The organism is Streptomyces sp. NPDC030840, from assembly GCF_055572015.1.
This window is the reverse complement of the sequence record NZ_JBVIEE010000001.1, coordinates 831,287-853,953: the sequence shown is the minus strand read 5'-3', so window position 1 is coordinate 853,953 and position 22,667 is coordinate 831,287. Positions and strand designations below refer to the sequence as shown.

Sequence of the window (22,667 nt, the reverse complement as noted above, 5' to 3'; positions counted from 1 at the left end):
TCCTTCCCTCATCCCGGCCGGGCGCCGCCGAGCCCGGCCGGCCCATGGATCCGCGGTGAGGTCCGGGCCCCTCCCCCACGCCCGCCCGGGCCTCACCCGGTACCGCGGAAGACCGCCGACGGCCACCGCGACCAAACCGGAACCCCGGAACCTCCCCGCTCACCTCCGTCGTTCCGTACCGTACGGGTCGACGGAGGAGGGTGAGCCGAAGAGGCGAACCGACCGAGGAAAAGGGCGGGTGATCGCCGATGGCGGGGCTACGGCTGGGACCACTGCTGAGATACGTGGACGACTCGACCGCGACCGTGTGGGTCGAGACGAGCCGTCCGTGCACCGCCGAGGTGCGCTGCACCGGCGGAGCGCGCGGCGAGATGCGCACCTTCCAGGTGGCGGGCCACCACTACGCGCTGGTCCAGGTGACGGGCCTGCGTCCCGGCACGGCGACGGCGTACGAGGTCCTCCTCGACGGGACCCCCGTGTGGCCCCTGGCCGACTCGCCCTTCCCGCCCTCCGAGATCCGCACCCCCGACGGGGACGCCGTCCGTGTCGCCTTCGGCTCCTGCCGCTGGGCCGCCCCTCCCGAGGACGAGAACGACCCGGTGGGCCCGGACGCCCTGGACACCCTCGCCGCCCGTATCGCCGCCGACCCCGCGGCCGAGCGCCCCGACGTGCTCCTGCTGCTGGGCGACCAGGTGTACGCGGACGAGACGTCGAGTGCCACCCGCCGCTGGCTCGCCGCGCGCCGCGACCTCTCCGAGCCGCCCGGCGACCAGGTCGCGGACTATGAGGAGTACACGCACCTCTACTACGAGTCCTGGCTCGACCCGGAGGTGCGCTGGCTGCTCTCCACGGTCCCGAGCTGCATGATCTTCGACGACCACGACGTCATCGACGACTGGAACACCAGCGCCTCCTGGCTCGCCGACATGCGGGCCACGCCCTGGTGGCGCGAGCGGCTGCTGAGCGGGCTGATGTCGTACTGGGTCCACCAGCACCTCGGCAACCTGTCCCCCGCCGAACTGGCCGCCGACCCGCTGTACGCCGCCGTCCGCGCCGCCCCCGACGGCACGGACCTGCTGCGCGCCCACGCCGCCAAGGCCGACCGGGACCCCTCCTCGGTCCGCTGGAGCTACCGGCGCGACTTCGGGCGCGTCCGCGTGCTGATGGTCGACACCCGGGCCGCGCGCGTCCTCGACGAGGGCAACCGCTCGATGCTGGGCCCGGCCGAGGAGCAGTGGCTGCGCGAGCAGGTGCTGGACGGCCCCGGCTCGTACGACCACCTCCTCATCGGCACCTCGCTCCCCTGGCTGCTGCCCCACCTCGTGCACGACGCCGAGGCCTGGAACGCAGCCCTGTGCCGGGGCGAGCGCGGAGAGCGGTGGGCACGGTTCGGGGAGGACCTGCGGCGGCGGGCGGACCTGGAGCACTGGGCGGCGTTCCCGGCGTCGTTCGAGGCGCTGGCCGCGCTCATCGCCGAGGCCGGGTCGGGCGAGCGTGCGCCGGCGACGGTGTGCGTGCTCTCCGGCGACGTGCACCACGCCTACGTCGCGGAGCCGTCGTGGCCGGCCGGAGGCGGCCCCGGCGCGCGCGTCCTGCAGCTGACCTGCTCCCCCGTGCACAACTCGATCCCCCTCTCCATCCGTCTCGGCTTCCGCTTCGGCTGGAGCGGCGTGGGGCGTGCCCTGGGCCGCTTCTTCGAGCGGCACGGCCGGGGCGAGCGGCCCTCCCTGGACTGGCGGCGGACGGGCGGCCCGTGGTTCGGCAACCAGCTGATGACCCTGACCCTGAGCGGCCGTTCGGCCCGGCTGCGGCTCGACCAGGCCCGGGCGTCCCGGCACGGCAGGCCCCGGCTGGAGACGGTGACGGAGTACGAACTGGCCCCCCGGTGACTCCCGTGACTCTCCCGCCCCCGCGCCTCCCGTAAATCTCTCGCCCCCGCACCTCCCGTGGCTCTCCCGACCCGGCAACCCCGGAGCTCTCCCGCCCCGGCAACTCGCCCCCGATAACCGCCTTGTACCTCTTTGCTGTATACGTTCAGGTGTTGCCTCCGTTGCCCGTGATGCTCGTGAGGCATCCCACACCCGGCACCCCCAGGGCTCTGCTCCGGCCCCGTACGACGGCATGATGAGGCGGACCGTCCGCTTCCAGCGGACGGTTGCCGCAGCGCGCCCCCCACGCACGGGAGTCACCCGCCTTGTCCGCAGCGACCACCCCCACCGCCGAGGACCCCTCCGAGACCTCCTGCGTCTCCGTCGCCCTCGTCGGGGCGGGCCCGCGCGGCACCAGCGTCCTGGAGCGCCTGTGCGCCTCCGCGCCCGAACTCCTGCGGCCCGGCGCCCACTTGACCGTCCACGTCGTCGACCCGGCGCCCCCGGGCCCCGGCCGGGTCTGGCGCACCGCCCAGTCCCCCCACCTGCTCATGAACACCGTCGCCTCGCAGGTGACCCTGTTCACCGACGAGAGCGTGGACTGCTCGGGCCCGATCCGCCCGGGGCCGAGCCTCCACGCCTGGGCGGCCGGCGAACTGGGCCCCGACGAGTACCCGACCCGCGCGCAGTACGGCCGTTACCTGGAATGGGTCTTCACCGAGGTGGTGCGCCAGGCGCCGCCCGCGCTCCGGGTCGAGGTGCACCGCGCCCGCGCGGTCCGCCTGGACGACGCCCCCGACGGCCTGCAGACCCTCGCCCTGTCCACCGGCCGCACCCTGACCGGCCTGTCCGCCGTGGTCCTCGCCCAGGGCCACCTGCCCACGGCCCCCGACCGCGCCGAGCGCGAACTCACGTCGTACGCCGCCCGCCACGGACTGCGCCACATCCCGCCCGCCAACCCGGCCGACGTGGACCTCACCCCCCTCTCCCCGGGCGAGCCCGTCCTCCTGCGCGGCCTGGGCCTCAACTTCTTCGACCACATGGCCCTGCTGACCATCGGCCGCGGCGGCCGCTTCACCCGCGGTCGGCAGGGCCTGCGGTACGTCCCCTCAGGGCGCGAGCCGCGCCTGTACGCGGGGTCCCGGCGCGGCATCCCGTACCAGGCGCGCGGCGACAACGCGAAGGGCCCGTACGGGCGTCACATCCCACTCGTCCTCACCCCCGAGGTGATCGCGGGCTTCCGCAAACGCGCGGACTCGGGCGAGGCCCCCGACTTCCTGACGGAGATATGGCCGTTGGTGGCGAAGGAGGTCGAAACGGTCTACTACGAAGGCGTACTTCGCGGCCGCCCCGCCCTAGCCTCCATCCGCGACCGCTTCCTCGCCTCCTTCCGCGACCGCTTCCTCTCCACCGCCCACCGCAGTGCCCAGGAGACCGCCGTCCTCGACGAGTTCGGCATTCCCCACGCCGACCGCTGGTCCTGGGACCGCGTTGCGCGGCCGTACGCCGGCCGTTCCTTCCCCGATCCCGGCGCCTGGCGCGACTGGCTGCTGGCCTACCTCCGCGCGGACGCGGCGCAGGCGGCGCTCGGCAACGTCGACGGCCCGCTCAAGGCCGCCCTCGACGTGCTGCGGGACCTGCGCAACGAGCTCCGGCTGATCGTCGACCACGGCGGCTTGACCGGCGCCTCCCGCCGCGACCACCTGGACGGCTGGTACACGCCGCTCAACGCGTACCTCTCCATCGGCCCGCCCCGCAGCCGTATCGAGGAGATGGCCGCCCTGATCGAGGCGGGTGTCCTGACGGTCCTGGGCCCGCGCCTGAGGGTGCGGCCGGACGAGGGGGCCTGGCACGCGCACTCCCCCGAGGTCCCCGGCTCGGCCGTCCGTGCGACCACGCTCATCGAGGCGCGCCTTCCGGAACCGGACCTGCGCCGGACCGCCGACGAGCTCCTCGCCGGACTGCTGAGGACGGGTCAGGCCCGCCCGCACACCGTGGACGGCTACGAGACGGGAGGTGTGGACGTGACACCGCGCCCGTATCACCTGATGGATCGCCAGGGAGGCGCTCACTCAAGGCGGTTCGCGTTCGGTGTGCCCACGGAGGGAGTGCACTGGGTGACCGCCGCCGGGGCCAGGCCCGGGGTGGATTCCGTCACGCTGTCCGACGCGGACGCCGTGGCCCGCGCGGCGCTGCGCGCCGTCGACCAGCAAACGGAACATCAAGCGGAAGCGACGGCATGGCCGAATGTTGAACTTGCAACCATAGATTAGGCCGCCCTAGCGTGGGTTACCGCTCGGTACTCGTCCCCACCGGTCCTTCACAAAGAACCGGGAAACCAGACCGAAGGAGTCCCCCACATGACCGGACGCCTCAACAACGCCCAGCCGTACGCCATCGGCCTGTTCCGCATCGTCATCGGCCTGCTCTTCGCCTGCCACGGAGCCATGTCGCTCTTCGGCGCCTTCGGAGGCGTGGACGGCAACGGCGCCTCCGCCGAGACCGGCGCCTGGCCCAACTGGTACGCGGCCGTCATCGAACTCGTCGGCGGCAGCCTGGTGCTGCTCGGCCTCGGTACCCGTGCCGCGGCGTTCATCGCCTCCGGCGCCATGGCCTACGCGTACTTCAAGGTGCACCAGCCCCAGGGGCTGTGGCCCATCGAGAACAAGGGCGAGGGCGCCGCGATGTACTGCTGGTCGATGTTCCTGCTCGTCTTCACGGGCTCCGGCGCGTTCGGCCTCGACCGAATCTTCGCAGGCCGCTCGGCCGCGTCCGCGAAGAAGCCCGCCTCGGACCAGACTCCCGTGGCGGCCTGACTCGAACCCCGTACGCCGGCGCCCGTCTCCGCCCCGCGGAGGCGGGCGCCACCGCGTGTCACGACCGCATCGACGGTGAAGTCCAGCCACACCTTCTTCTCGGCTTTCGCATAAGCGGAATCCCCGGTCGGTGCGCGCCTGCAACTGCCCGTGCGTCCGGGGCGACATCCGGGTGAACGGCGCATGACGGCCACACGAGCCCCTGTGAGCCGTCTGTCACACCCGGGGCGTACGCTGTCTGGCTGTCAAAGGCCGCTCGGTGTCCCGGCGACACAGCGGCCCACGGGGGCAGTCAGGGGGAGTTGTCGGTGCTGGAGAGTGTGGGGTCGCTGACAGCCGGCCCATGGATATACGCCGTGGTGGCCGCCTCCATCCTGCTGGACGTCTTCCTCCCGATCCTGCCGAGCGGTGTCCTGGTCATCGCGGCGGCGACCGCGGCCGCGGCGGGTACGGCGACGGGTGCGCAGGACGTCCCGGACATCCTCGCCCTCCTGCTCTCCGCGGCGACCGCCTCCGTGCTCGGCGACCTGCTGGCGTACCGCGTGGCCTGGCGGGGCGGTGAGCGCCTGGACCGCGCCATCGCCCGCTCCCGCCGCCTCACCACCGCGCAGGAACGTCTCGGCGCGGCCCTCGCCCGGGGTGGCGGCGCCCTCGTGGTCCTCGCCCGCTTCGCCCCCGCCGGCCGCTCGGTCGTCTCCCTCGGCGCCGGCGCCGCCCACCGCCGGGTCCGCGACTTCCTCCCCTGGTCCATCCTGGCCGGCATCACCTGGGCCGCCTACAGCGTGGCCCTCGGCTACTTCGGCGCACACTGGCTGGGCGCGTCGTGGGGCGCCACGGCGGTGTCCGTGGGCGCCTTGTTCGGGGCGGGAGCGGGGGCGGCGTACGTGATGCGTCCGCGCTCCGCTGGGGGCCGGTAGGTCTCGTCTGCCGGGTTCTGCCGGGGGTGAGTGCGGGTTGGTGGTGGCTGGTCGTGCGGTTCCCCGCGCCCCTGAAAGCGCGGGGCTGTGTCGATTTGCGGCTCCGCCGCGCGGGCGCGGTCAACCACGACGGACCCGCAGCCAAGAACGACCCCACCTCCGACGGCGCCCACCCCGCTCAGCCGGCGGCAGCCGCCCGGCTCCCCCTCACCTCCAGCCCCGCCAGCAACTCCGCCGTGGCCGCCGCCACGGCGTCCACCGCGCGGTCGAACACCTCACGGTTGTGGGCGGCCGGAGCCCGGAAGCCGGACACCTTGCGCACGTACTGGAGGGCGGCGGCCCGGATCTCCTCCTCGGTGGCTTCCTCGGGGAGGACGGGCGGGCGGAGGGTCTTGATGCTGCGGCACATAGGTCCAGTCTGCACCTGGGCGACGCGGACCGTTGCGAGAACCGAGACCGCTTGGGCGGGGCAGGACTAGGGCCTGTCTGACAGGCCCTGGATCTGTTCGGCCGTCATGGCGCGGCGGACGCTCTCGCGGAGCAGGGTCCGACGCTGCTCGTGCAGTTCGGGGGGCTCCTGCGCCGTCGCCGCGTAGACATTGCTGACCGGTGACCACGCCATGGACATGGCGATCACCAGGGCCATCACGTCGAACGGATCTCCCTGGCGCACCAGACCGGCGGCCTGGGCCTCGGCGATGGCCCGCAGTTTGCGGTCGTCGAGGCGATCGGGGTCCTCGACCAGGTGGCCGGCCGGGCGTCGCTCCAGGCGTGCCCAGGTGGCCAGCCGGATGAGGTCGGGGCGGCGGAGATACTCGTCGTAGAGGCGTACGGCCCAGTCCGCGAGGTCGGTGGCGTCGATCGGGACGACATTCACGATCCGCTCCAGCGAGCCGAAGAAGATGGCGTCGAAGAGCCCTTCCTTGCTGCCGAAGTAGGCGTAGAGCTGCGCCTTGTTCGTGCGTGCCGCGGCAACGATCCGCTCGACGCGCGCACCGGCGATCCCGTACTCGGCGAACTCCCGGGTCGCCGCGTCGAGGATGCGCTGGTACGTCGCGGCTCCACGCGAGGTCAAGGGCTGATCGGCCATGCTCCGACACTACCAGACAGAACAGTTGGTTTGCCTATACGGGCCGGTTGCGCCTACGGTAAATAGACCAAACAGTCTGTCTACAAGGAGGCGGCATGAGGAGCACCGTTGGCTGGCAGCTGAGCGGCCCGTCGGCGACACTGCGGCGGACGCCACTGGAGCGGCGCGACCTGCGCCCCGACGACCTCGCGGTCCGGGTCGACTACTGCGGCGTCTGCCACACCGATGTCCACGCCGTCAGCGCCCGGAACGGCGAAGCCGGCCGCCCCCTGGTGCCAGGGCACGAGTTCACGGGCGTGGTGACCGAGACCGGCCCCGCGGTCACCCGCTTCACCGTCGGTGACCCGGTCGCGGTGGGCAACATCGTCGATTCGTGCGGCGAGTGCGCCATGTGCCGGGCAGGTCAGGAGAACTTCTGCCGCGCCTTCCCGACCCTGACCTACGACGGCACCGACCGGCACGACGGATCGACCACCCTGGGGGGCTACTCCCGGGAGTACGTCGTCCGCGACCGCTTCGCCTACCCGCTTCCCGCCGGCCTCGACCCGGCCGCCGCCGCTCCTCTGCTCTGCGCCGGGATCACCGTCTGGGAACCGCTGCACGCCCTCGGCGTGGGGCCGGGGACCCGTGTCGCCGTGGCGGGACTGGGCGGGCTGGGCCATCTCGCGGTCAAGATCGCCGCGGCACTCGGCGCCGACACCTGGGTGGTCAGCCGCTCACCGGACAAGGCCGGCGACGCTCGCCGTCTCGGTGCCCACGGTCTCCTCGTCTCCACGGACCCGGAACAGATGGCTGACGCCCGCGACCGGTTCGACGTTGTCATCGACACCATCTCCGCCCCGCACGACCTCGGCCCCTACCTGCGTCTGGTCGCCATGGACGGAACACTCAGCCACCTCGGCCACCTCGGATCCATCACCGTGGAGGCCACCGACCTGCTCGTGGGACGCAAGAAACTCAGCTCCGCGGGCAGCGGCGGCAGGCCCGCGACAGCAGCCATGCTGGCCTTCTGCGGCGAGCACGGCATCACCGCCGACATCGAACTGCTCCCCTCGGCCCGAGCGAACGAGGCCCTCGACCGCCTCCGCCGCAACGAGGTCCGCTACCGCTTCGTACTCGACCTGTCCGACCTGGACTGAACGACGAAGGGCGTGGCCGGCCGAAGAGCCGCGCCACGGCAGTTCCCGCGAAGTGACAGAAGGAACTCGCATCCCAAATTCGAACAGGCGTAGCATTGCCGCGTGGCTGAGACCTATGACTTTCCGAGTGACCTCCTGGCCGGCCAGGAGGAGCTGCATCAGGTCCGGGCCGAGCTGCTGGCCCTTCTCAAGCGGCTCCCCTGGTCGGTCGAGCCGCTGGACGGCTTCAGCGACGACCACGGCTGGCGAAAGATCGAACGACCCGCCTCCCCCGGCTGGACGGCCGACGAGCAGGCGGAGGTCGAGAAGCTGCGCGAGCGCGAGCGGGAGCTCGCCGTGTTCGTCAGCTGCCACCGTTTCTGGGACGAGGTCGACACCGAGCACAAGGTCGACGCCCGCATGCGCCTCAAGCACGCCCGCGACGAGGAGAAGGTCACGACGGAGGAGGCCTGAACGCCGAAGACCCCGGCCCATCGAGGCCGGGGTCTTCGTACCGGTGGGCGCGGACGGTTTCGAACCGCCGACATCCTGCTTGTAAGGCAGGCGCTCTACCCCTGAGCTACGCACCCGGACGCCCTGAGCTCCGCGCTCGGACGAGTCGACAGCCTACATTGCCGGACGGCGTGCCCCCCAAACCCGTACCGGGGGTTATCCCTACCGCTGATCCGGGAGCGACCCGGATCCCCCTCGGCTCGCCCGGTCCATACGGTCGGAGTACGCCGGAGCAGCACGGCGTGGCGGTCGAGAACGTCGTCGTCGGAACGGGCCCCGAGGGTCCAGGCAGCAGGGGGAGATCATGGCTCGTACAGCGCGTGTCCGGGCGGCAGCCGTCAGCGGGACCATCGTGGTGCTCATGGCGACCGCCGTCGCGTGCGCGAGTCCCGGCGACGACGAGGACCCCGAACAGCGGTCCTTCGCCCTGCAGGGCCGTACGCTCACTGTCGACTCGGACGACTCCGCGCTGGAGCTCGTCCCGGCGGACGTGGACGAGGTCGAGGTGACCCGGTGGTTCGACGGGCGCGTCGTCCTGGGCGGGGACCCCCGTGTGACCTGGGAAATGAAGGACGACCGGCTGAAGCTGCGGGTGAAGTGCTCGGGCTTCGTGGCGGACTGCTCGGCCAAGCACCGCATCGAGGTGCCGCGCGGGGTCGCCGTCACCGTGAAGAACAGGGACGGCGGCGTCACGGCGAAGGGGTTCGAGGAGGCGCTGGACGTCCGCACAGCGGACGGTTCCGTACGGGTCGCCGACTCCACCGGACCGCTGAAGGTCCACGCCGGCGACGGGTCCGTGCGGGTGTCGGACACCACCGGCGGGCTGGACCTGCACTCCGACGACGGCTCCGTGCGAGCGACCGGCATCGCGTCGCGCGAGGTCAGGGCCAGCAGCGAGGACGGCTCGCTCAAGCTCGAACTCGACGTCGTACCGGACCTGGTGGACACACGCAGCGGGGACGGCTCCATCTCCATCGGGCTGCCCCGCGAGAGGTACCGCGTGACGACCGAGACCGGCGACGGTTCCGTGGACGTGTCCGTGCCCCGGGACGAGTCCAGCGACCACGTCGTCGCCGCCCGGACGAAGGACGGCTCGGTCACGGTGCGAACGCTGAACTGAACGGCCCGTGTGTTCGTCCTTACCGGGTGGGAGAATGAACCGGGCAGGGCGGACCACAGCACGGGAGAGGGATGTGACGGCGACACCTTCGCGGCCGGACACGCCGTTCGCGTCACGCGCGCAGCACTCCGTGTGTCCCCGCCCGGGAAGGCCGTCCGGCGGCGCCACCGACGTACCCCGTCACGTCTCGGCCCCCTCCGGCACCCGCGACCTGCTGGTCCTCGTGGCGCTGCCCGTGCTCGCCGCGCTCGCCCTGCCCGCGGCCTTCGCCGGTGGGGGTACGCGGCGGTGGTTCGGGGGGCGGGCGGAGAGCCAGCGGGCGGAGGCGCAGGCCGCGAAGGACGCCGCGGCGGCGGCGTTCTACGAGCTCGACACCGCCCAGCGCGATCTGCGGATCTCCATAGAGACCATCACCGCCGTCGACGACTCCCCGGCCGCCCGCAGGGCCGTGTCGGACTTCGACGCGCTGGGGCGGCGCATCGACGAGGTCAGCCACCAGTACATCAACGCCGTCGACGCCCACGACCTCGACCGGGACGACCTGGAGGCCTCGGTCGCCGCCCGCGCCCGGACGGAGCTGACCGCCGCCAAGGACGAACTGACCCGGGTCAAACAGGACCTGGACCGCTTCGCCGACGGACTCGGCCCGCTGCTCGGCAAGGCCGAGACGCAGCTGGCCCGGCTGGCCCCGGCCGTGGAGCGCGCCCGCCAGGCCCTGCTCGCCGCCACCAACGCCCTGGACGGCGTGCGGAGTTCGGGGCTGGGGGCCGACGACCTCGCGGCCCGTCTGGCCGCCCTCGGCCCCGAGCTCACCAAACTCAACCAGGGCGCCGGACAGCACGGCGTACCGGAGACGCTGGAGCGCGCCGACCGGGTCGTGCGGGACGCCGAGGCGGTGCGCGCGGAGGCGGAGCGGCTGCCGGAGCGGGCCGCGGAGACCGACCACCGGCTGGTGTCGCTGCGTACGCGCGCGGAGGCGCTGCGCACCCGCTCCGAGCAGGTGGAACCGGTGCTGAGCGAGCTGCGGCGGCGGTTCTCGGCCGCGTGCTGGCAGGACCTGCAGCACGTGCCGGAGCAGGCCGCCCAGAGCGTGGCGCGGGCCGAGCTGAAGCTGCGCGAGGCGCGGGCCGCGCGGGACGAGCAGCGCTGGCCGGACGCCACCTCGCTGCTGTCGACGGTGCGGGCGCTGCTGAACGACACGGACGAGGCGGTCTCGGCGGCCGGGGACCGGCTCCGGCGGCTGAACGCCGTGCAGAAGGACCCCCAGCAGGAGATCGACCGCACGCGGTTCGCGATCCGTGACGCCCAGCGCCTGGCCATGGCGGGCCGCTCCACGCCCGACCCCCGGCACGCCCGCCCGCTGGACGACTCGGTCGCCCGCCTGGAGCGTGCGATCGGCACACTGGAGGGACGGCACCCCGACTACTGGCACTTCCTGACGGAGACGGAGGCCGTCCGGGCGACGGTGGCCCGGGTGGTGTCGCGGATCCGGGAGGACCGGGGTTCGGGCGGCGCGTGAGGCAGCGCGGGAGGCGGTGCCCGACGGGGCCGCCGTTGGCGCCGTGGCGCTCGCGGGCGGATATTGAGAGGGTACGCACGGCCTCCGTCGGCACCCCAGGGAGGCGACATGGTCTCACACTCAGTGCGCCAGGAACCGGATCGGCGCATCCGGTTCGACGAGCACCTGCCGGTGGACCACCGGCTCAACAGGGTCTACCGGATCGGCGCGGGCCTCATGGGGCTCGTCCTCCTCGCCTTCGGCATCCTGGGCCTGATCGACAAGATCGGCTACTTCGACACCGAGGGGGACACGGTCGCCGGGCTCAACACGAACGGCACGCTCAGCGTCCTGTCCATCTGTGTCGGCCTGCTGCTGTTCGCGGGCATGGTGATCGGCGGCAACTTCGCGTCCACGCTCAACATGGTGCTCGGCGTCCTGTTCGTCCTCAGCGGCTTCGTGAACCTGGGCCTGCTGGACACCGACTACAACTTCCTCGCCTTCCACATCCAGAACGTCATGTTCAGCTTCATCTACGGCGTGCTGCTGATGGCCTTCGGCATGTACGGGCGGGTGGGGACGGCCCTGCCGCACGACAGCCCGTACTGGAGGGCCCGCCACCCGGAACAGGCGGAGCGGGAGCAGCGGCAGCAGGAGCAGGTGGGCCGGGGAAGGCCCACGGAAGGCGTCGGCGTCCTCCCCCGGGGCTCACGGGAATCCAGGGGGTCCCCGGGAGAGGACGCCGGCCGGTGACTCAGGTGCGGTAGGCGTAGTACGCGGCGGTCGGGTAGGAGGCGATGATGCTCGCCACCGACCGGCGGTAGGTGTCGACGTCGTGGTAGGTCACGTACGGGACGCCGCTGGAGCTGCGGTAGGTCGTCATCATGGAGTGGTCCTTGGACCCGTCCTTGTTGAAGTCGATCTGCATCACGTCGCCGACGTCCATCTGGTAGACGTTCGCGAGCGCCGTGGTCCGCTTGGCGGTCTGCGTGAACCAGGACCACTCGTTGACGCCGATCCAGGCGTCGGCCGTACCGTTCGACGCGTAGTACCAGGTGTCGTACTCCTCGGGCGTGACCGTGGAGATCTGCTTCCAGCCGCCGGCCAGCAGGCCCTGGCTGAGGTAGTTGGTGCAGTCGCCGCCGAGCGAGTTGTACCTGCGGTAGGCCGGGTTGTAGTCCTTCCAGTACTTCTCGGTGTAGGTGGCCATCGCCGCGTAGTTGTACGTGCCGCCGGTGAGCCTCTTGGGGTTGGCGGGCGCGGGGAAGGTCGTGGCGGCCTTGGGGGCGTTGATGACGGCGAACGGGGAGACGCGGAGCTGTCCGGACTGCGCCGCCGCGACCGGCTCGTTGATCTGCCGGGGGCCCTTGTCCGTGGAGCGTATGCCCGACAGCTGCCAGGCGCCGTCCGCCTGTGCGGTGAAGGTGAGTTCGTGGTGCGCCCGGAAACCGGTCGTGTCGGGCTCGTCGCCGCGGATCTTCTCGTACGTCAGGGTCGTGGTCTCGGTGACCCGGACCGTGGCCCGCTGTCCGCTCACGCGGGTGCTGTCCACGGTGACGTCGGTGTCGGCGTCGGTGTAGGCCTCGCCCAGCGCGGCGAGGCGGGAGCGCGTGTCGCGCAGGGTGGTCAGCGCGGTGCCCTCCGTACGGCTGAGGGCGGAGGACAGGCGGGCGCCGCCGGTCGCCTTCAGGGCCGTGCGCGGGGCCCGGCCCTGGTCGAGCAGAGCGGCGGTGCGGTCGGTGAGCACGGCGTCCGCCATGCGGCCGAAAGCTCCGGTGGTCGCGGCCGTGACCTGGGGTGTCTGGCGTTCCGGCTGGCCGGCCGCGTACGCGGCGGGGAGGGGGAGCAGGGCGGTGGAGAGGGTCACCGCCGCCAGGGTCGAGCAGCGGCTGCTGAACGTCCTTGATTTCACTGGGAGTTCTCCTTGACCCCGGGATGGTCGGTGCCCGGGGACGGAATCTTTACATGTTCTGCTCAACCTCTCCACACCAGGGGTCACCTGAGTCGCTCCACGACCGTGGCGGCTACTTCACGACCGTCGACCACTCCGGCGACTGTGCGGGGTCCAGGGCGCGCAGCCGCTGCAGGGTCTCGGGTTTCTGCACGTCGAGCCAGTCGGCCAGCTCACGGAAGGACACGCACTTCACGTCCTTCTTGGTGCACACGTTCTCGATGACCCGGTCGACGGCCCGCATGTAGATGCCGCCGTTCCAGTCCTCGAAGTGGTTGCCGATGAACAGCGGGGCACGGCTGCCGTAGTACACGCGGTTGAAGCCGTCCATGTAGGTGTCGACGGTCTCCTCCTCCCAGCGGGGGTACTGGGCGGGGTCGCCCTGGGTCTGGCCGTCGGACTGGTTGTAGAGGAAGTTGAAGTCCATGGACAGGCCCTGGTAGTCGCCCCCCTCGTACGGGAGCAGTTGCAGCGGGAAGTCCCAGATGCCGTTCTTCTTGCTCGGCCATATCTGGAAGTCGCCCTTGGAGCTGGCGTCGTAGCGGTAGCCGTAGTCCTTCGCGGCCTCCAGCAGGTTCTCCTGGCCCTCCAGGCAGGGGGCCCGCCCGCCGGTGATCTCCTTGAGGTCGAAGGGCAGCGCGGGCAGGTCCTCGAAGCCGGTGTTGGTCTTCCAGTTCCTGACGAAGGAGTTGAACTCGTCGATCTCGGTCCGCCACTCCTCCACGCTCCAGTCCCCGCCGCCCTTGGCGCCGCAGAAGTGGCCGTTGAAGTGGGTGCCGATCTCGTTGCCGTCCTGCCACGCCTTGCCGAGCTGCTCCAGCGTGGTGCGGATGTGCTCGTCGGTGGGGTAGCTGATCGCCGCGGAGCCCTTCTTGTGCTGGGGCGGGTCGTACAGCGACTTCTTGTCCTTGGGCAGCAGGTAGATCCCGGTGAGGAAGAACGTCATGTGGGCGTCGTACTTCTTGGCCAGTTCCCGGTAGTGCGAGAACAGCTCGTCGTCGCTCTCCAGCGCGCCGTCCCAGGAGAAGACCACGAACTGCGGGGGCTTCTCGCCGGGCTTGAGCGGCTTGGGCTTCAACTGCCCCTTCTGCGGGCCGGTGTACGAGGTGGAGCCGTCGCCGATCAGCCGGGTCTTCCCGTCCCACTCGGGTTCCGCCGTCGGCGCGGGGGAGGGCGCCTTGCCCCCGGACCGGTCCTGTTGGCCGGAGGAGGCGGTCGGCGAGGTGCCGTCCCAGCGGTTCAGGCCCAGGAAGGCCGCGGCGGTGAAGGCGACGACGAGGAGGACGGCCATCGCGAGGAAGCCGGGACGGGGGCTCTGCTGCGGGCGGGCCCGGCGGCGGCCACGGCGGCCACGGGAACGGCCACGGCCAGAGGACGACTGCGCACGCGACTGCTGCTGCGGGTGGGAACGCGGCTTCGACTTCATGCGGAGCTCAATCTGCGAGGGAAGTGGGGGGTGGTGCGGTGCTGCGGGGGAACGGGTGCTGCGGGTGAGCCGTCGGAGGTCAGCCGAGCGGGCTCATGGCGCTCGACCAGATGCCGTACGGGACCTCGGTGGCCGAGGCGCCGGCGATGCCCTTGAGCGGCAGTGGTTCGAGACTCTTGGTCAGGTCCATGCGGTAGACGACGACCGCGGTCGACACCGAGCGGTTCGTGCCGACGTACCAGGCGGCCTTGTCGTCCGGCGTCGTGCCGGCCTTCCCGGCGACCTCCGCCGAGGCGGGGGCCGCGGTGGGGTGGGCGCTCCGGAAGGAGTCGGTGAGCGCCTCGGTGACCTGGCGGGCCACCTGGGGGCGCACCGCCCGGCGCGGCTTGGGCGCGTTCAGCGCGACCCGGGAGCCGTTGTGGGTGATCTTGCGCACGGAGTACGGCTCGGTGTGCGTGCCGCCGGCGGCGAACGTGGCGTACGAACTCGCCATCCGGATCGCGCTGGGCGTGGAGTTGCCCGTGGACAGCGCGGGCACCTGCGGTCCCATGCTGGCGGGCAGCATCCCGATCGCCTCGGCGGTCTCGCGCACCTTGTCCAGTCCCGTGTCCATGCCGAGCTGCATGAAGGGTGTGTTCACGGACTGGGCGAGGGCCGTGCGCAGGGTGATGCTCCCGTAGGACTTCCCGCCGTCGTTGCGGGCGAGGACCTTCTTGCCGCTGCGGTCCCAGTAGGGCCCCTCGGGTGTGGTGACCGGGACGCCGTCGTTGCCGTCGTAGACGGACTCCGGGGTGACACGTGTCCTGGCGGTCCCGCGCTCCTTGGCGGCCCCGTGCTCCAGGCCGGCCGCGTACACGAGCGGCAGGAACGCCGAACCGGCCGGGACGGTGGTGGCGTTGGACTCGTTGAAGCCCTGCTCGCGGTGGTCCGGTCCGCCGTGCACCGCGAGGATGCGGCCGTCGGCGGCCACGGACGCCGCTCCGTAGTGCGCCGCCTTCGCCTTGTCCGGCGAGTCCTTCAGCGCCTTCTTCCGGGCCTTGGTCACGGCCTTGGTCAGGGCAGTCTCCCGCTTGCGGTCGAAGGTCGTGTAAATCTGGTAGCCGCCCATGTCGAAGTCCTTGTCGGAGATGCGCGCGGCCTTCTTGGCGTACTGGGCGGCCAGTTCGACCAGGTAGTCGCTCTGCCGTCCGGTGTCGTACGCCTGGGACTGGTCCAGCGGCTGCGGGAACTTCGTGTACGTGGCGCGCTCGGCCTTCGTCAGCCGGCCGATGTCGACCATCCGGTCCAGGATCCAGGACCAGCGCTCCTCGGCCCGCGCCTGGTTGGCCTTGCTCAGGGACGGGTCGTAGAGGCCGGCGCCCTTGAGGAGGGAGGCGAGGAACGCGGCCTCACTGGCGTTGAGTTCGCCGACGTCCTTGCCGTAGTACGCCTGCGCGGCCCGCTGGATGCCGTAGGTGCCGCGGCCGAACCAGCTGGTGTTGAGGTAACCCTCCAGGATCTTGTCCTTGCTCATCCGGTTGTCGAGCTTGAGGGCGATCATCGCCTCGGTGAACTTGCGGCCCACCGAACGGTCCTGGGACAGGTAGACGTTCTTGACGTACTGCTGGGTGATGGTGGAGCCGCCCTGGGTGTCGCCCTCGCCGACCGTGCGCCACAGGGCGCGGGTCAGTCCGCCGACGGAGATGCCCGGGTCGGAGTAGAAGCTCGCGTTCTCCGCGGCCAGCACCGCCCAGCGCACATTCTCCGGGATGTCCTTCAGCGGCATCGCCTGGCGCCGCACCCAGCCGGTACGGGCCATGGGGGTGCCGTCGGACCAGAAGTAGACGTTGTCCTGCTGCGTGGCGAAGGTGTTGAGGTCCACGGGGATGTCCGTGGCGGCGTAGGCGGCGGTCAGCAGCCCGCCCCCGAACCCGGCGGACAGCAGCGCGGCACCCAGCGACTGGCGCCAGGAGGGCAGCCAGCGGCGCCAGCCCGTGCGACCCGGCCGGGGGTACTCCGGACGGAGCCGGCGGGCGAGCGGCGTCCAGCGCCGTCCGAGGCGTGCGAGGGGCGACGGAGGGGCCGGTCTGCGGCGGGTGCCGCGATGGCGCGATCCGGTCCCTTGGCCGGCCTGCTCACGCCCGGTTCGCCCTGTTTGCGCCTCCGGTAAGCCGGTCTCCCGGCACGGCTCCCCCGCCCACGCCTCCGGACGGCCCCGGTCGACGGAACCGGTGCCGGTTCCGGTCATGTCTCCGGTCGCGGCACCGGCCGTGGCGCCGGCCGCCGTACCGGTCGGGGTACGCCGCTGCCACCAGTGCTTCTGCGCGGCCCGGCGACGGCCCGAGGGGCCGCCCTGCCGGCTAGCCACGACGGGCTCCGGCGCCCGGACGGCTCATGGAGTGCACGGCATTGGTCCGATGCCGAGCAGTGGTCACGACTGCGTCTCCCTCCGCACGTGGAATCGCACGCGCGGACAGACGCAGCCGCGGAAGACGCGACTACGAACCCCCTGTTTCCCCCGGTCTTTCGACCTCCACGCGGCCTCCACAAATTATCAGCCACTTTCACAACTGCCTCGAACAAGAACCGGACAGAAATGGCCACGCGCATCACGCCATCAAAACCGGCCACACCAGACACTCCGCCCACCCGGGGGGACCGGTCCCGGAGATCTGCCGCCGCCGTGGGTCGCCGGTTAACCTGTGCGCATGCCTCGCTACGAGTACCGCTGCCGGACCTGCGGCGACACCTTCGAACTGAGCCGCCCCATGGCGGAGTCCTCCGCCCCCGCGGACTGCCCCGCCGGTCACGCCGACACGGTGAAGCTGCTGTCGACGGTCGCCGTGGGCGGCTCGGCGTCCGCCCCGGCCCCGGCGGCCGGTGGTGGCGGCGGTGGCTGCTGCGGCGGAGGTTGCTGCGGCTGATCCCTGAGGCCGGCCCACGCCTCAGGTTCCCTTAAGGTCCGCTCCCCTACCGTGCGCCTCATGACAGTGATGGCGGCGGAGGCCGGCCCCGCACCCCAGTGGATCAACAGCCTCATGGACACGCTCGGCGCGCCCGGGGCGGGGCTGGCCATCGCGCTGGAGAACCTCTTCCCCCCACTGCCCAGCGAGGTCATCCTCCCGCTCGCGGGCTTCGCGTCGAGCACGGGACGGATGGACCTGTTCGCCGCCCTGCTGTGGACCACCGTCGGCTCGGTGGCCGGCGCCCTCGCGCTCTACGGGATCGGCGCGCTCCTCGGCCGTGAGCGCACCGTGGCGGTCGCGGCCCGCCTGCCCCTGGTGAAGGTCGCGGACATCGAGAAGACGGAGGCGTGGTTCCTCAAGCACGGCACCAAAGCCGTCTTCTTCGGGCGGATGATCCCGATCTTCCGCAGCCTCATCTCCGTCCCCGCGGGCGTCGAACGCATGCCGCTGCCCGTCTTCACCGCCCTCACCACCCTGGGCAGCGCGATCTGGAACACGGTCTTCGTCCTCGCGGGCTATCTCCTGGGCGACAACTGGACGGAGGTGACGGCCCTCGCCTCCACCTACTCCAAGGTGGTCCTGGCCGCCGCGGGCGCAGCCCTGCTGGCCTTCACGGCCGTACGGCTCCGCAGGTCGGCCCGCGCCCGCTCTGGAAGGACGCGGGTGACTGACGGCTCTTGAATGAAGGGCGCGGGCAACTGCACGGCTTTCAAGCTGCGGGAGACTGCGCGGCTCCTCATCGGCGCGGGCGCCTGCACGGCTTTCTAAGGGGCGCGGGGCTGTATCGATATGCGGCTCCGCCGCGTGGGCGCGACCAGCCACGACGAAGTCGCACCCGCCAACAAACAGCCCCCGGCAGACGCCACCGCGCTACCGGCACCCCACCAGAAACTCCCGCAGAATCCGCTCCCCCGCCGCAACCCCCCGCTCAGGAAGAGCCGTGATGCCGGGCGCCACCCACCCCGTATCGGCCAGTTCCCCATGCCCCGGCCGCCACCCCCGATCCGCGGCCAGCAACAGATCGGCGTCCAGCAGTGAGTCCCCCGCCGCGAGAACGAGCCCGGCCCCGGTACGCCGGGCGACCTCCCGCACGGCCGCGCTCTTGGTCAGCGGCTTCGGCACGGCATAGATCTTGCGGCCCTGGAGCGAGACCGTCCAGCCACGGTTCTCCGCCCAGACGGCCAGCTCCTTGACCCAGTCCTCGGGCAGCAGCTCACGCTCCACCACGAGGTACGCGAACAGGTCCTCCGCAACCCGGTGCTTGCGCACCCAGGACGGGTCCGACGTGGCCGCCATGTACTCCCGCACCTCGTCCAGCGGCGCGCACTCGTCCGCGAGCCGGGCCGTCACCCGAGCGTGCCAGTCCCAGTCCGTGGCCCCGTCCACCAGGATGTGCCCACCGTTCGCGCAGATCGCGTACGTGGGCGCCGGGCCCGGCAGGTTGATGCGCTGGTACTGCTTGCGGGTACGGGTCGTGGTCGGTACGAACACCGCCGCGTCCCCGAGTTCGGTGAGCAGCCCGGCCGCGGTCTCGGTCATGTACGACAGCGGCCGGCTCTCGTGCACCTCGACGCACAGCAGCCTCGGTGCCCGCGCGTCCGGCATGGTCAGCGCCAGGGCCGCCGAGGAGTAGATGAGCGTACGGTCGAGGTCGCTCGCCACCATGACGGCCATCAGAGGGCCACCGCCTTCCCGTCGGCGCCGGTGGCGCCCCGTGTGTACTTGGGGTGGATCAACCCGACGCAGGTGTAGGGCAGTTCGGCGACCTCTTCCACCGGCACCCCGCGCTGCTCGGCCAGCAGGCGCACATGGTCGAGGTCGGCCCCCGCCCCGGCCCGCGCGAGGATCCTCCACGGTACGCGGCGCAGCAGCACCCGGGTGGCCTCGCCCACGCCCGGCTTGACGAGGTTGACGTCGTGGATGCCGTACTCCTCGCTGATCCGCTCGACGGCCGCCCAGCCCTCCCAGGTCGGGGTGCGGTCGGCGGCGAGCAGCTCCTTGACCTGCGTGTCCACCGCGTCCGCGACGTCCGTGAAGCGGGCGGAGACGGCGTCAAGGAAGTCGTTCGACACGTCCACGCCGGCGAGTTCGCGGTAGAACTTGGCGCCGTGGTAGTCGTTCGGGCCGACCAGGTCCGAGCGCAGTACCGTACGTGAGATCAGCCCGGACACCGTCGAGTTGAGGCACGCGGAGGGGATGAGGAAGTCCTCGCGGGTGCCGTACGTCCGCACGCAGGAGCCCGGGTCGGCGAGTACCGCGATCTCCGGGTCGAAGCCGGTGATGCCGTCGGAGGCCTCGAACTCCTTGAGGGCGTCGGCCAGTTCGCGGGTGATGGCGCCCTTGCCGGTCCAGCCGTCGACGAACACGACGTCGGCCGGGTCGTGGTGGGCGGCGAGCCAGCGCAGCGCGTTGGCGTCGATGCCGCGGCCCCGCACGATGGACACGGCGTAGTGCGCGAGGTCGAGCCCGTGCCGGCGCTGGGCCCAGCGGCGCATCAGAACGCCGACGGGGGTGCCGGCGCGGGCGAGCGACACGAGGACCGGCCGGGGTGACCGCTCGGCCAGCACCGTCTCGGTCACGACCCCCACGGCCTGGGCTATTCGGGCCGCCGACTCCTCCAGCGCGCTGTGGAACAGGGCCTGGTACCGCTCGCTCGGCTGGTACTCCACCGGCAGCGACTCCGCGTAGTGCGCGCCGCCGCTCTGGATGGCCTCCTCACGCTCCTCGGTGGGGGCCTCCAGGGTGACCTCCGAGAGGTCCCTCAGCAGCCAGCCGACCTCCTCGGGCGCGTACGAGGAGAAGTCGGGGCCGCGGAGGGGCTCGGGCAGCATGGAGGGCCTTTCGGTGACGTACGGAGTGGTGTGCGGGGTGGCCCGCTGGGCCGCGTACGACGGGACGTACGACGGCACGACCGCGAGCAGCACGCTCGACGTGTGCGCGGCGAGCTGCGTGAGGAGGCCGTCGGCGGCGCGGAGCGCGGGTGTGTCGGCGGCCGAGTCGACGACGGCGACGACCGCGTCGAAACCGGCGCCCGCGACGTTGTAGGCGTAGCGCTCGCCGGGGCCGTCGTCGGGGTCGTCGTGGGCCGGGAAAACGATTCGGCTGCGGATCGCGTAGCCCGGGTCGTCGACCGCGAGGACGGGTGAGCGGGTCGTGGTCGAGTACCGCACCTCGGCGTCGACCGCCTTCTCCAGTGCCCGGGCCAGCCTGAGCGGTGCGTACATCAGCTCCTCGAAGCCGAGTACGAGCACGCGCCGCGTGCCTTCCGGCAGCGCGTCCGCGAGCCGCGCGGCCATGGCGGGCAGCGCGCTCTCCAGGCGTGCCCGGTGCTCGCGCGTGAAGCCGTGCCGCCCGCCGTCGGGGACGCCGCGGGGCCAGCCGAGCTCGACACGGGTGACGTGACCCGGGGTGGCACCCGGCCGCGAGGGCTCCCCGGCGGCCTCGTACTCCGCGACCAGCGCCTGCCCCTTCTCCAGCACGCCGTCGGGCAGCCGTACGGTCCCGGAGGCCGCCGTCACGAGGTCGACGCGGGCGCCGATCTCGCGGGCGAACTCCTCGAGGCGTCCGAGGTCCGCCGCCGACCGCATGTCGACCAGCGCGACGATCACGTACCGGTCGCGCGGGTAGCGGGCGTGCAGCTCGCGGATGGTGTTGAGGACCGTGTTCCCGGTGGAGAACTCGTCGTCGACCAGCACCAGCGGCCCGTCACCCGCGAGCAGCGCGGGGTCCTCGGGCAGCAGCAGGTGGGAGGTGGCGTGGGAGTGGGACTCCTCGAAGCCGCCGGCCGGGGCGACGCCGCGGACGGGCCGCCGGGTGGAGTGGAGGTACGGCGCGAACACCACGCCGTCCGCGACCGAGTGGCCGAGCCCCGTGGCCGTCTCGGCGTACCCGAGGACGACGGCCTCGCCCGCCTGGTCGCCCAGCAGCTCGCGCACCCGCCGGCCGAGGGCGAACCCGTACCCGTACACGACGGACGGCGACTGCGGCACGTGCTTGCCCAGCACGTTCGACACCAGCAGATGTGCCCGCCGGGGGTTGCGGCGCAGCGCGAGTCCCAGCAGGTCGCGCAGTTGCTCGTCGCCGATCAGCTCGACACCGAGCCGCTGAGCGACCCAGCTCCCGGACCAGACCTCGTTGTTCTTCATCGAATCCTTGTCAGTAAGGCGCCGGCGGGCCGTTCCCGCCGGTCCCCTCGTGGGGTCCCGTGGTCGTGGGGTCCCGTCGTGGTGCCCCGTCAGCCGGGCAGGCCCGCCGCCAGCAGCTCCACGAAGCCGATGTCCTCGTTGGCGACGCCGAAAACCTCGGCGCGCTGCAGGACGCGCTCGGCCCAGGCGCGGTGCGGCTTCACCTCGTTCATCTTGTTCGTGTAGGCGGACCGCAGCACACCCCCGCCGCCGCGCTCGGGTCTGAGGATGTCCTGGGCGTCGCTGTACTCCTCGTGGCTGACCACGGACAGCGCGTGCACGGGCAGGACGTGCGAGGGGTGGATGCAGGTCTTGCCGAGGAGGCCGTTGGCCTGGTCCAGGGTGATCTCCCGCAGCAGGCCGTCCATCGCGTGCTCGATCAGCGTCTCGCGCAACTCGGTGGCCCGCACCTCGAGGAAGGGGCTGGTGCGCAGCTGCGGCTTGAACATGCGCTCCTGGACCCGGAAGTACTCCCAGACCGGCCCGGTCACGGTGAAGCCGGTGCCGTCGGCCCGCCCGAGCACGTTCACCACGTCGGCGATCACGGAGGCCACGATCTGCACGTCGTAGGCGGTCATGTCGGGCGGGCGGCGCAGCGCGTACGAGGAGCAGAAGTCGGTGACGCCGAGGCGCAGCGCGAGCACGCGGTGGCGGTACTTGTCGACGGTGCGGGAGATGCCCTGCAGCGCCTCGACCCGCGACTCGCGGTACATCAGCTCGGGCGACTCCAGGACGGGCATCGCGAACAGCCGCCGGCCGCTCGACGCCTCGGCGGCGGTGAGCGCCTCCAGGAACGGCACGCCCCGCTCCTCGGTGAACTTGGGTAGTACGAATCCGGACAACAGCCGGACGGCCGGTCCGAGCCGCCGCACGAGATCCGGTATCTGCTCCGGCGTACGGACCCGGACGAACAGCAGCGGCAACTGCGCCTCGGGGCGCCCGGCCAGGTCGGCGAACTGCCGGACCAGGTTCTCCTCGCCGCCCGCGACCTCGGCGTCGTCGATCGAATCCTCCAGGCAGAGCACCATGGACACGACACCGCGCCCGGCCTGCTTCACCACGTCGTCGGCCAGCCGGGGCCTGGTGGCGGGGCTGTAGAGGGTGGCCCCCAGGGCCGCCGCGAGTACCCGGGCCGGGGAGTCGGCGGTGAAGAAGCCGGGCTCCCGGTGGAAGAGGCGCTGACGCTCCTCAGGGGCGATGTGCCCGAAGTGACGCATATGA

19 protein-coding genes and 1 tRNA gene are annotated in these 22,667 nt (G+C 71.9%); 11 read left to right on the top strand and 9 right to left on the bottom strand.

Annotated features, from left to right (window positions below):
- The first annotated feature begins 248 nt into the window (after positions 1 to 248).
- From ACZ49J_RS03605 to ACZ49J_RS03590, 4 genes are all read left to right on the top strand, one after another.
- Complete coding sequence (locus tag ACZ49J_RS03605; RefSeq protein ID WP_467447613.1) at positions 249 to 1,889, top strand: alkaline phosphatase D family protein; 1,641 nt, start codon at positions 249 to 251, stop codon at positions 1,887 to 1,889.
- 305 nt (positions 1,890 to 2,194) lie between these two features.
- Positions 2,195 to 4,141 carry an FAD/NAD(P)-binding protein gene (locus ACZ49J_RS03600; protein ID WP_467447612.1) on the top strand — a complete coding sequence of 649 codons (1,947 nt, stop codon included), beginning with the start codon at positions 2,195 to 2,197 and terminating at the stop codon, positions 4,139 to 4,141.
- 87 nt (positions 4,142 to 4,228) lie between these two features.
- Positions 4,229 to 4,684 (top strand): DoxX family protein, encoded by a 456-nt coding sequence (locus ACZ49J_RS03595; RefSeq protein ID WP_467447611.1) that lies wholly within the window; start codon positions 4,229 to 4,231, stop codon positions 4,682 to 4,684.
- 308 nt (positions 4,685 to 4,992) lie between these two features.
- Positions 4,993 to 5,601 (top strand): DedA family protein, encoded by a 609-nt coding sequence (locus ACZ49J_RS03590; RefSeq protein WP_467447610.1) that lies wholly within the window; start codon positions 4,993 to 4,995, stop codon positions 5,599 to 5,601.
- 178 nt (positions 5,602 to 5,779) lie between these two features.
- Here the strand turns inward: ACZ49J_RS03590 and ACZ49J_RS03585 are convergent, their stop codons facing one another.
- Positions 5,780 to 6,010 carry a DUF2277 domain-containing protein gene (locus ACZ49J_RS03585; RefSeq protein ID WP_467447609.1) on the bottom strand — a complete coding sequence of 77 codons (231 nt, stop codon included), beginning with the start codon at positions 6,008 to 6,010 and terminating at the stop codon, positions 5,780 to 5,782.
- A gap of 66 nt (positions 6,011 to 6,076) precedes the next feature.
- The gene (locus ACZ49J_RS03580) at positions 6,077 to 6,691 is read right to left on the bottom strand and encodes a TetR/AcrR family transcriptional regulator (RefSeq protein WP_467447608.1); all 615 of its coding nucleotides are present in this window, start codon (positions 6,689 to 6,691) and stop codon (positions 6,077 to 6,079) included.
- A 95-nt stretch (positions 6,692 to 6,786) separates the two neighbouring features.
- On the opposite strand from ACZ49J_RS03580, the gene ACZ49J_RS03575 reads away from it, so the two are divergent.
- Entirely contained in the window at positions 6,787 to 7,830 is a 1,044-nt protein-coding gene (locus ACZ49J_RS03575; RefSeq protein WP_467447607.1) for an NAD(P)-dependent alcohol dehydrogenase, read from the top strand.
- A gap of 102 nt (positions 7,831 to 7,932) precedes the next feature.
- Positions 7,933 to 8,283: a hypothetical protein gene (locus tag ACZ49J_RS03570; RefSeq protein ID WP_467447606.1), complete on the top strand. Its 351-nt coding sequence runs from the start codon at positions 7,933 to 7,935 to the stop codon at positions 8,281 to 8,283.
- A 44-nt stretch (positions 8,284 to 8,327) separates the two neighbouring features.
- Here the strand turns inward: ACZ49J_RS03570 and ACZ49J_RS03565 are convergent.
- Positions 8,328 to 8,399, bottom strand: a tRNA-Val gene (locus ACZ49J_RS03565).
- A 227-nt stretch (positions 8,400 to 8,626) separates the two neighbouring features.
- Here ACZ49J_RS03565 and ACZ49J_RS03560 point away from each other — a divergent pair.
- The 3 genes from ACZ49J_RS03560 (at position 8,627) to ACZ49J_RS03550 (ending at position 11,693) form a co-directional block, all read left to right on the top strand.
- The gene (locus tag ACZ49J_RS03560; protein ID WP_467447605.1) at positions 8,627 to 9,442 is read left to right on the top strand and encodes a DUF4097 family beta strand repeat-containing protein; all 816 of its coding nucleotides are present in this window, start codon (positions 8,627 to 8,629) and stop codon (positions 9,440 to 9,442) included.
- A 73-nt stretch (positions 9,443 to 9,515) separates the two neighbouring features.
- Positions 9,516 to 10,961, top strand: a complete 1,446-nt coding sequence (locus ACZ49J_RS03555; protein ID WP_467447604.1) for a hypothetical protein — start codon at positions 9,516 to 9,518, stop codon at positions 10,959 to 10,961.
- Positions 10,962 to 11,069: 108 nt separating this feature from the next.
- On the top strand, positions 11,070 to 11,693 hold the full coding sequence (locus tag ACZ49J_RS03550; RefSeq protein ID WP_467447603.1) for a DUF4383 domain-containing protein: 624 nt from the start codon (positions 11,070 to 11,072) through the stop codon (positions 11,691 to 11,693).
- 1 nt (position 11,694) lies between these two features.
- On the opposite strand, the gene ACZ49J_RS03545 is transcribed toward ACZ49J_RS03550, so the two are convergent.
- The 3 genes from ACZ49J_RS03545 to ACZ49J_RS03535 all read right to left on the bottom strand — a co-directional run bounded on the left by ACZ49J_RS03545 (position 11,695) and on the right by ACZ49J_RS03535 (position 16,544).
- Complete coding sequence (locus ACZ49J_RS03545) at positions 11,695 to 12,852, bottom strand: amidase domain-containing protein (protein WP_467447602.1); 1,158 nt, start codon at positions 12,850 to 12,852, stop codon at positions 11,695 to 11,697.
- 112 nt (positions 12,853 to 12,964) lie between these two features.
- Positions 12,965 to 14,317 (bottom strand): polysaccharide deacetylase family protein, encoded by a 1,353-nt coding sequence (locus ACZ49J_RS03540; protein ID WP_467447601.1) that lies wholly within the window; start codon positions 14,315 to 14,317, stop codon positions 12,965 to 12,967.
- Positions 14,318 to 14,396: 79 nt separating this feature from the next.
- On the bottom strand, positions 14,397 to 16,544 hold the full coding sequence (locus tag ACZ49J_RS03535; RefSeq protein WP_467447706.1) for a transglycosylase domain-containing protein: 2,148 nt from the start codon (positions 16,542 to 16,544) through the stop codon (positions 14,397 to 14,399).
- 460 nt (positions 16,545 to 17,004) lie between these two features.
- Between ACZ49J_RS03535 and ACZ49J_RS03530 the strand changes: the two genes are divergently transcribed.
- Positions 17,005 to 17,220 carry an FmdB family zinc ribbon protein gene (locus ACZ49J_RS03530; RefSeq protein ID WP_467447600.1) on the top strand — a complete coding sequence of 72 codons (216 nt, stop codon included), beginning with the start codon at positions 17,005 to 17,007 and terminating at the stop codon, positions 17,218 to 17,220.
- A gap of 60 nt (positions 17,221 to 17,280) precedes the next feature.
- On the top strand, positions 17,281 to 17,943 hold the full coding sequence (locus tag ACZ49J_RS03525) for a DedA family protein (protein WP_467447599.1): 663 nt from the start codon (positions 17,281 to 17,283) through the stop codon (positions 17,941 to 17,943).
- 189 nt (positions 17,944 to 18,132) lie between these two features.
- Here ACZ49J_RS03525 and ACZ49J_RS03520 read toward each other — a convergent pair whose 3' ends face one another.
- The 3 genes from ACZ49J_RS03520 to ACZ49J_RS03510 all read right to left on the bottom strand — a co-directional run bounded on the left by ACZ49J_RS03520 (position 18,133) and on the right by ACZ49J_RS03510 (position 22,663).
- On the bottom strand, positions 18,133 to 18,936 hold the full coding sequence (locus ACZ49J_RS03520) for an HAD family hydrolase (protein WP_467447598.1): 804 nt from the start codon (positions 18,934 to 18,936) through the stop codon (positions 18,133 to 18,135).
- Complete coding sequence (locus ACZ49J_RS03515) at positions 18,936 to 21,407, bottom strand: phosphoribosyltransferase (protein WP_467447596.1); 2,472 nt, start codon at positions 21,405 to 21,407, stop codon at positions 18,936 to 18,938. The genes ACZ49J_RS03520 and ACZ49J_RS03515 overlap by 1 nt, the downstream gene beginning before the upstream one ends.
- An 89-nt stretch (positions 21,408 to 21,496) precedes the next feature.
- The gene (locus ACZ49J_RS03510) at positions 21,497 to 22,663 is read right to left on the bottom strand and encodes an HpcH/HpaI aldolase/citrate lyase family protein (RefSeq protein ID WP_467447595.1); all 1,167 of its coding nucleotides are present in this window, start codon (positions 22,661 to 22,663) and stop codon (positions 21,497 to 21,499) included.
- Positions 22,664 to 22,667: the final 4 nt, after the last annotated feature.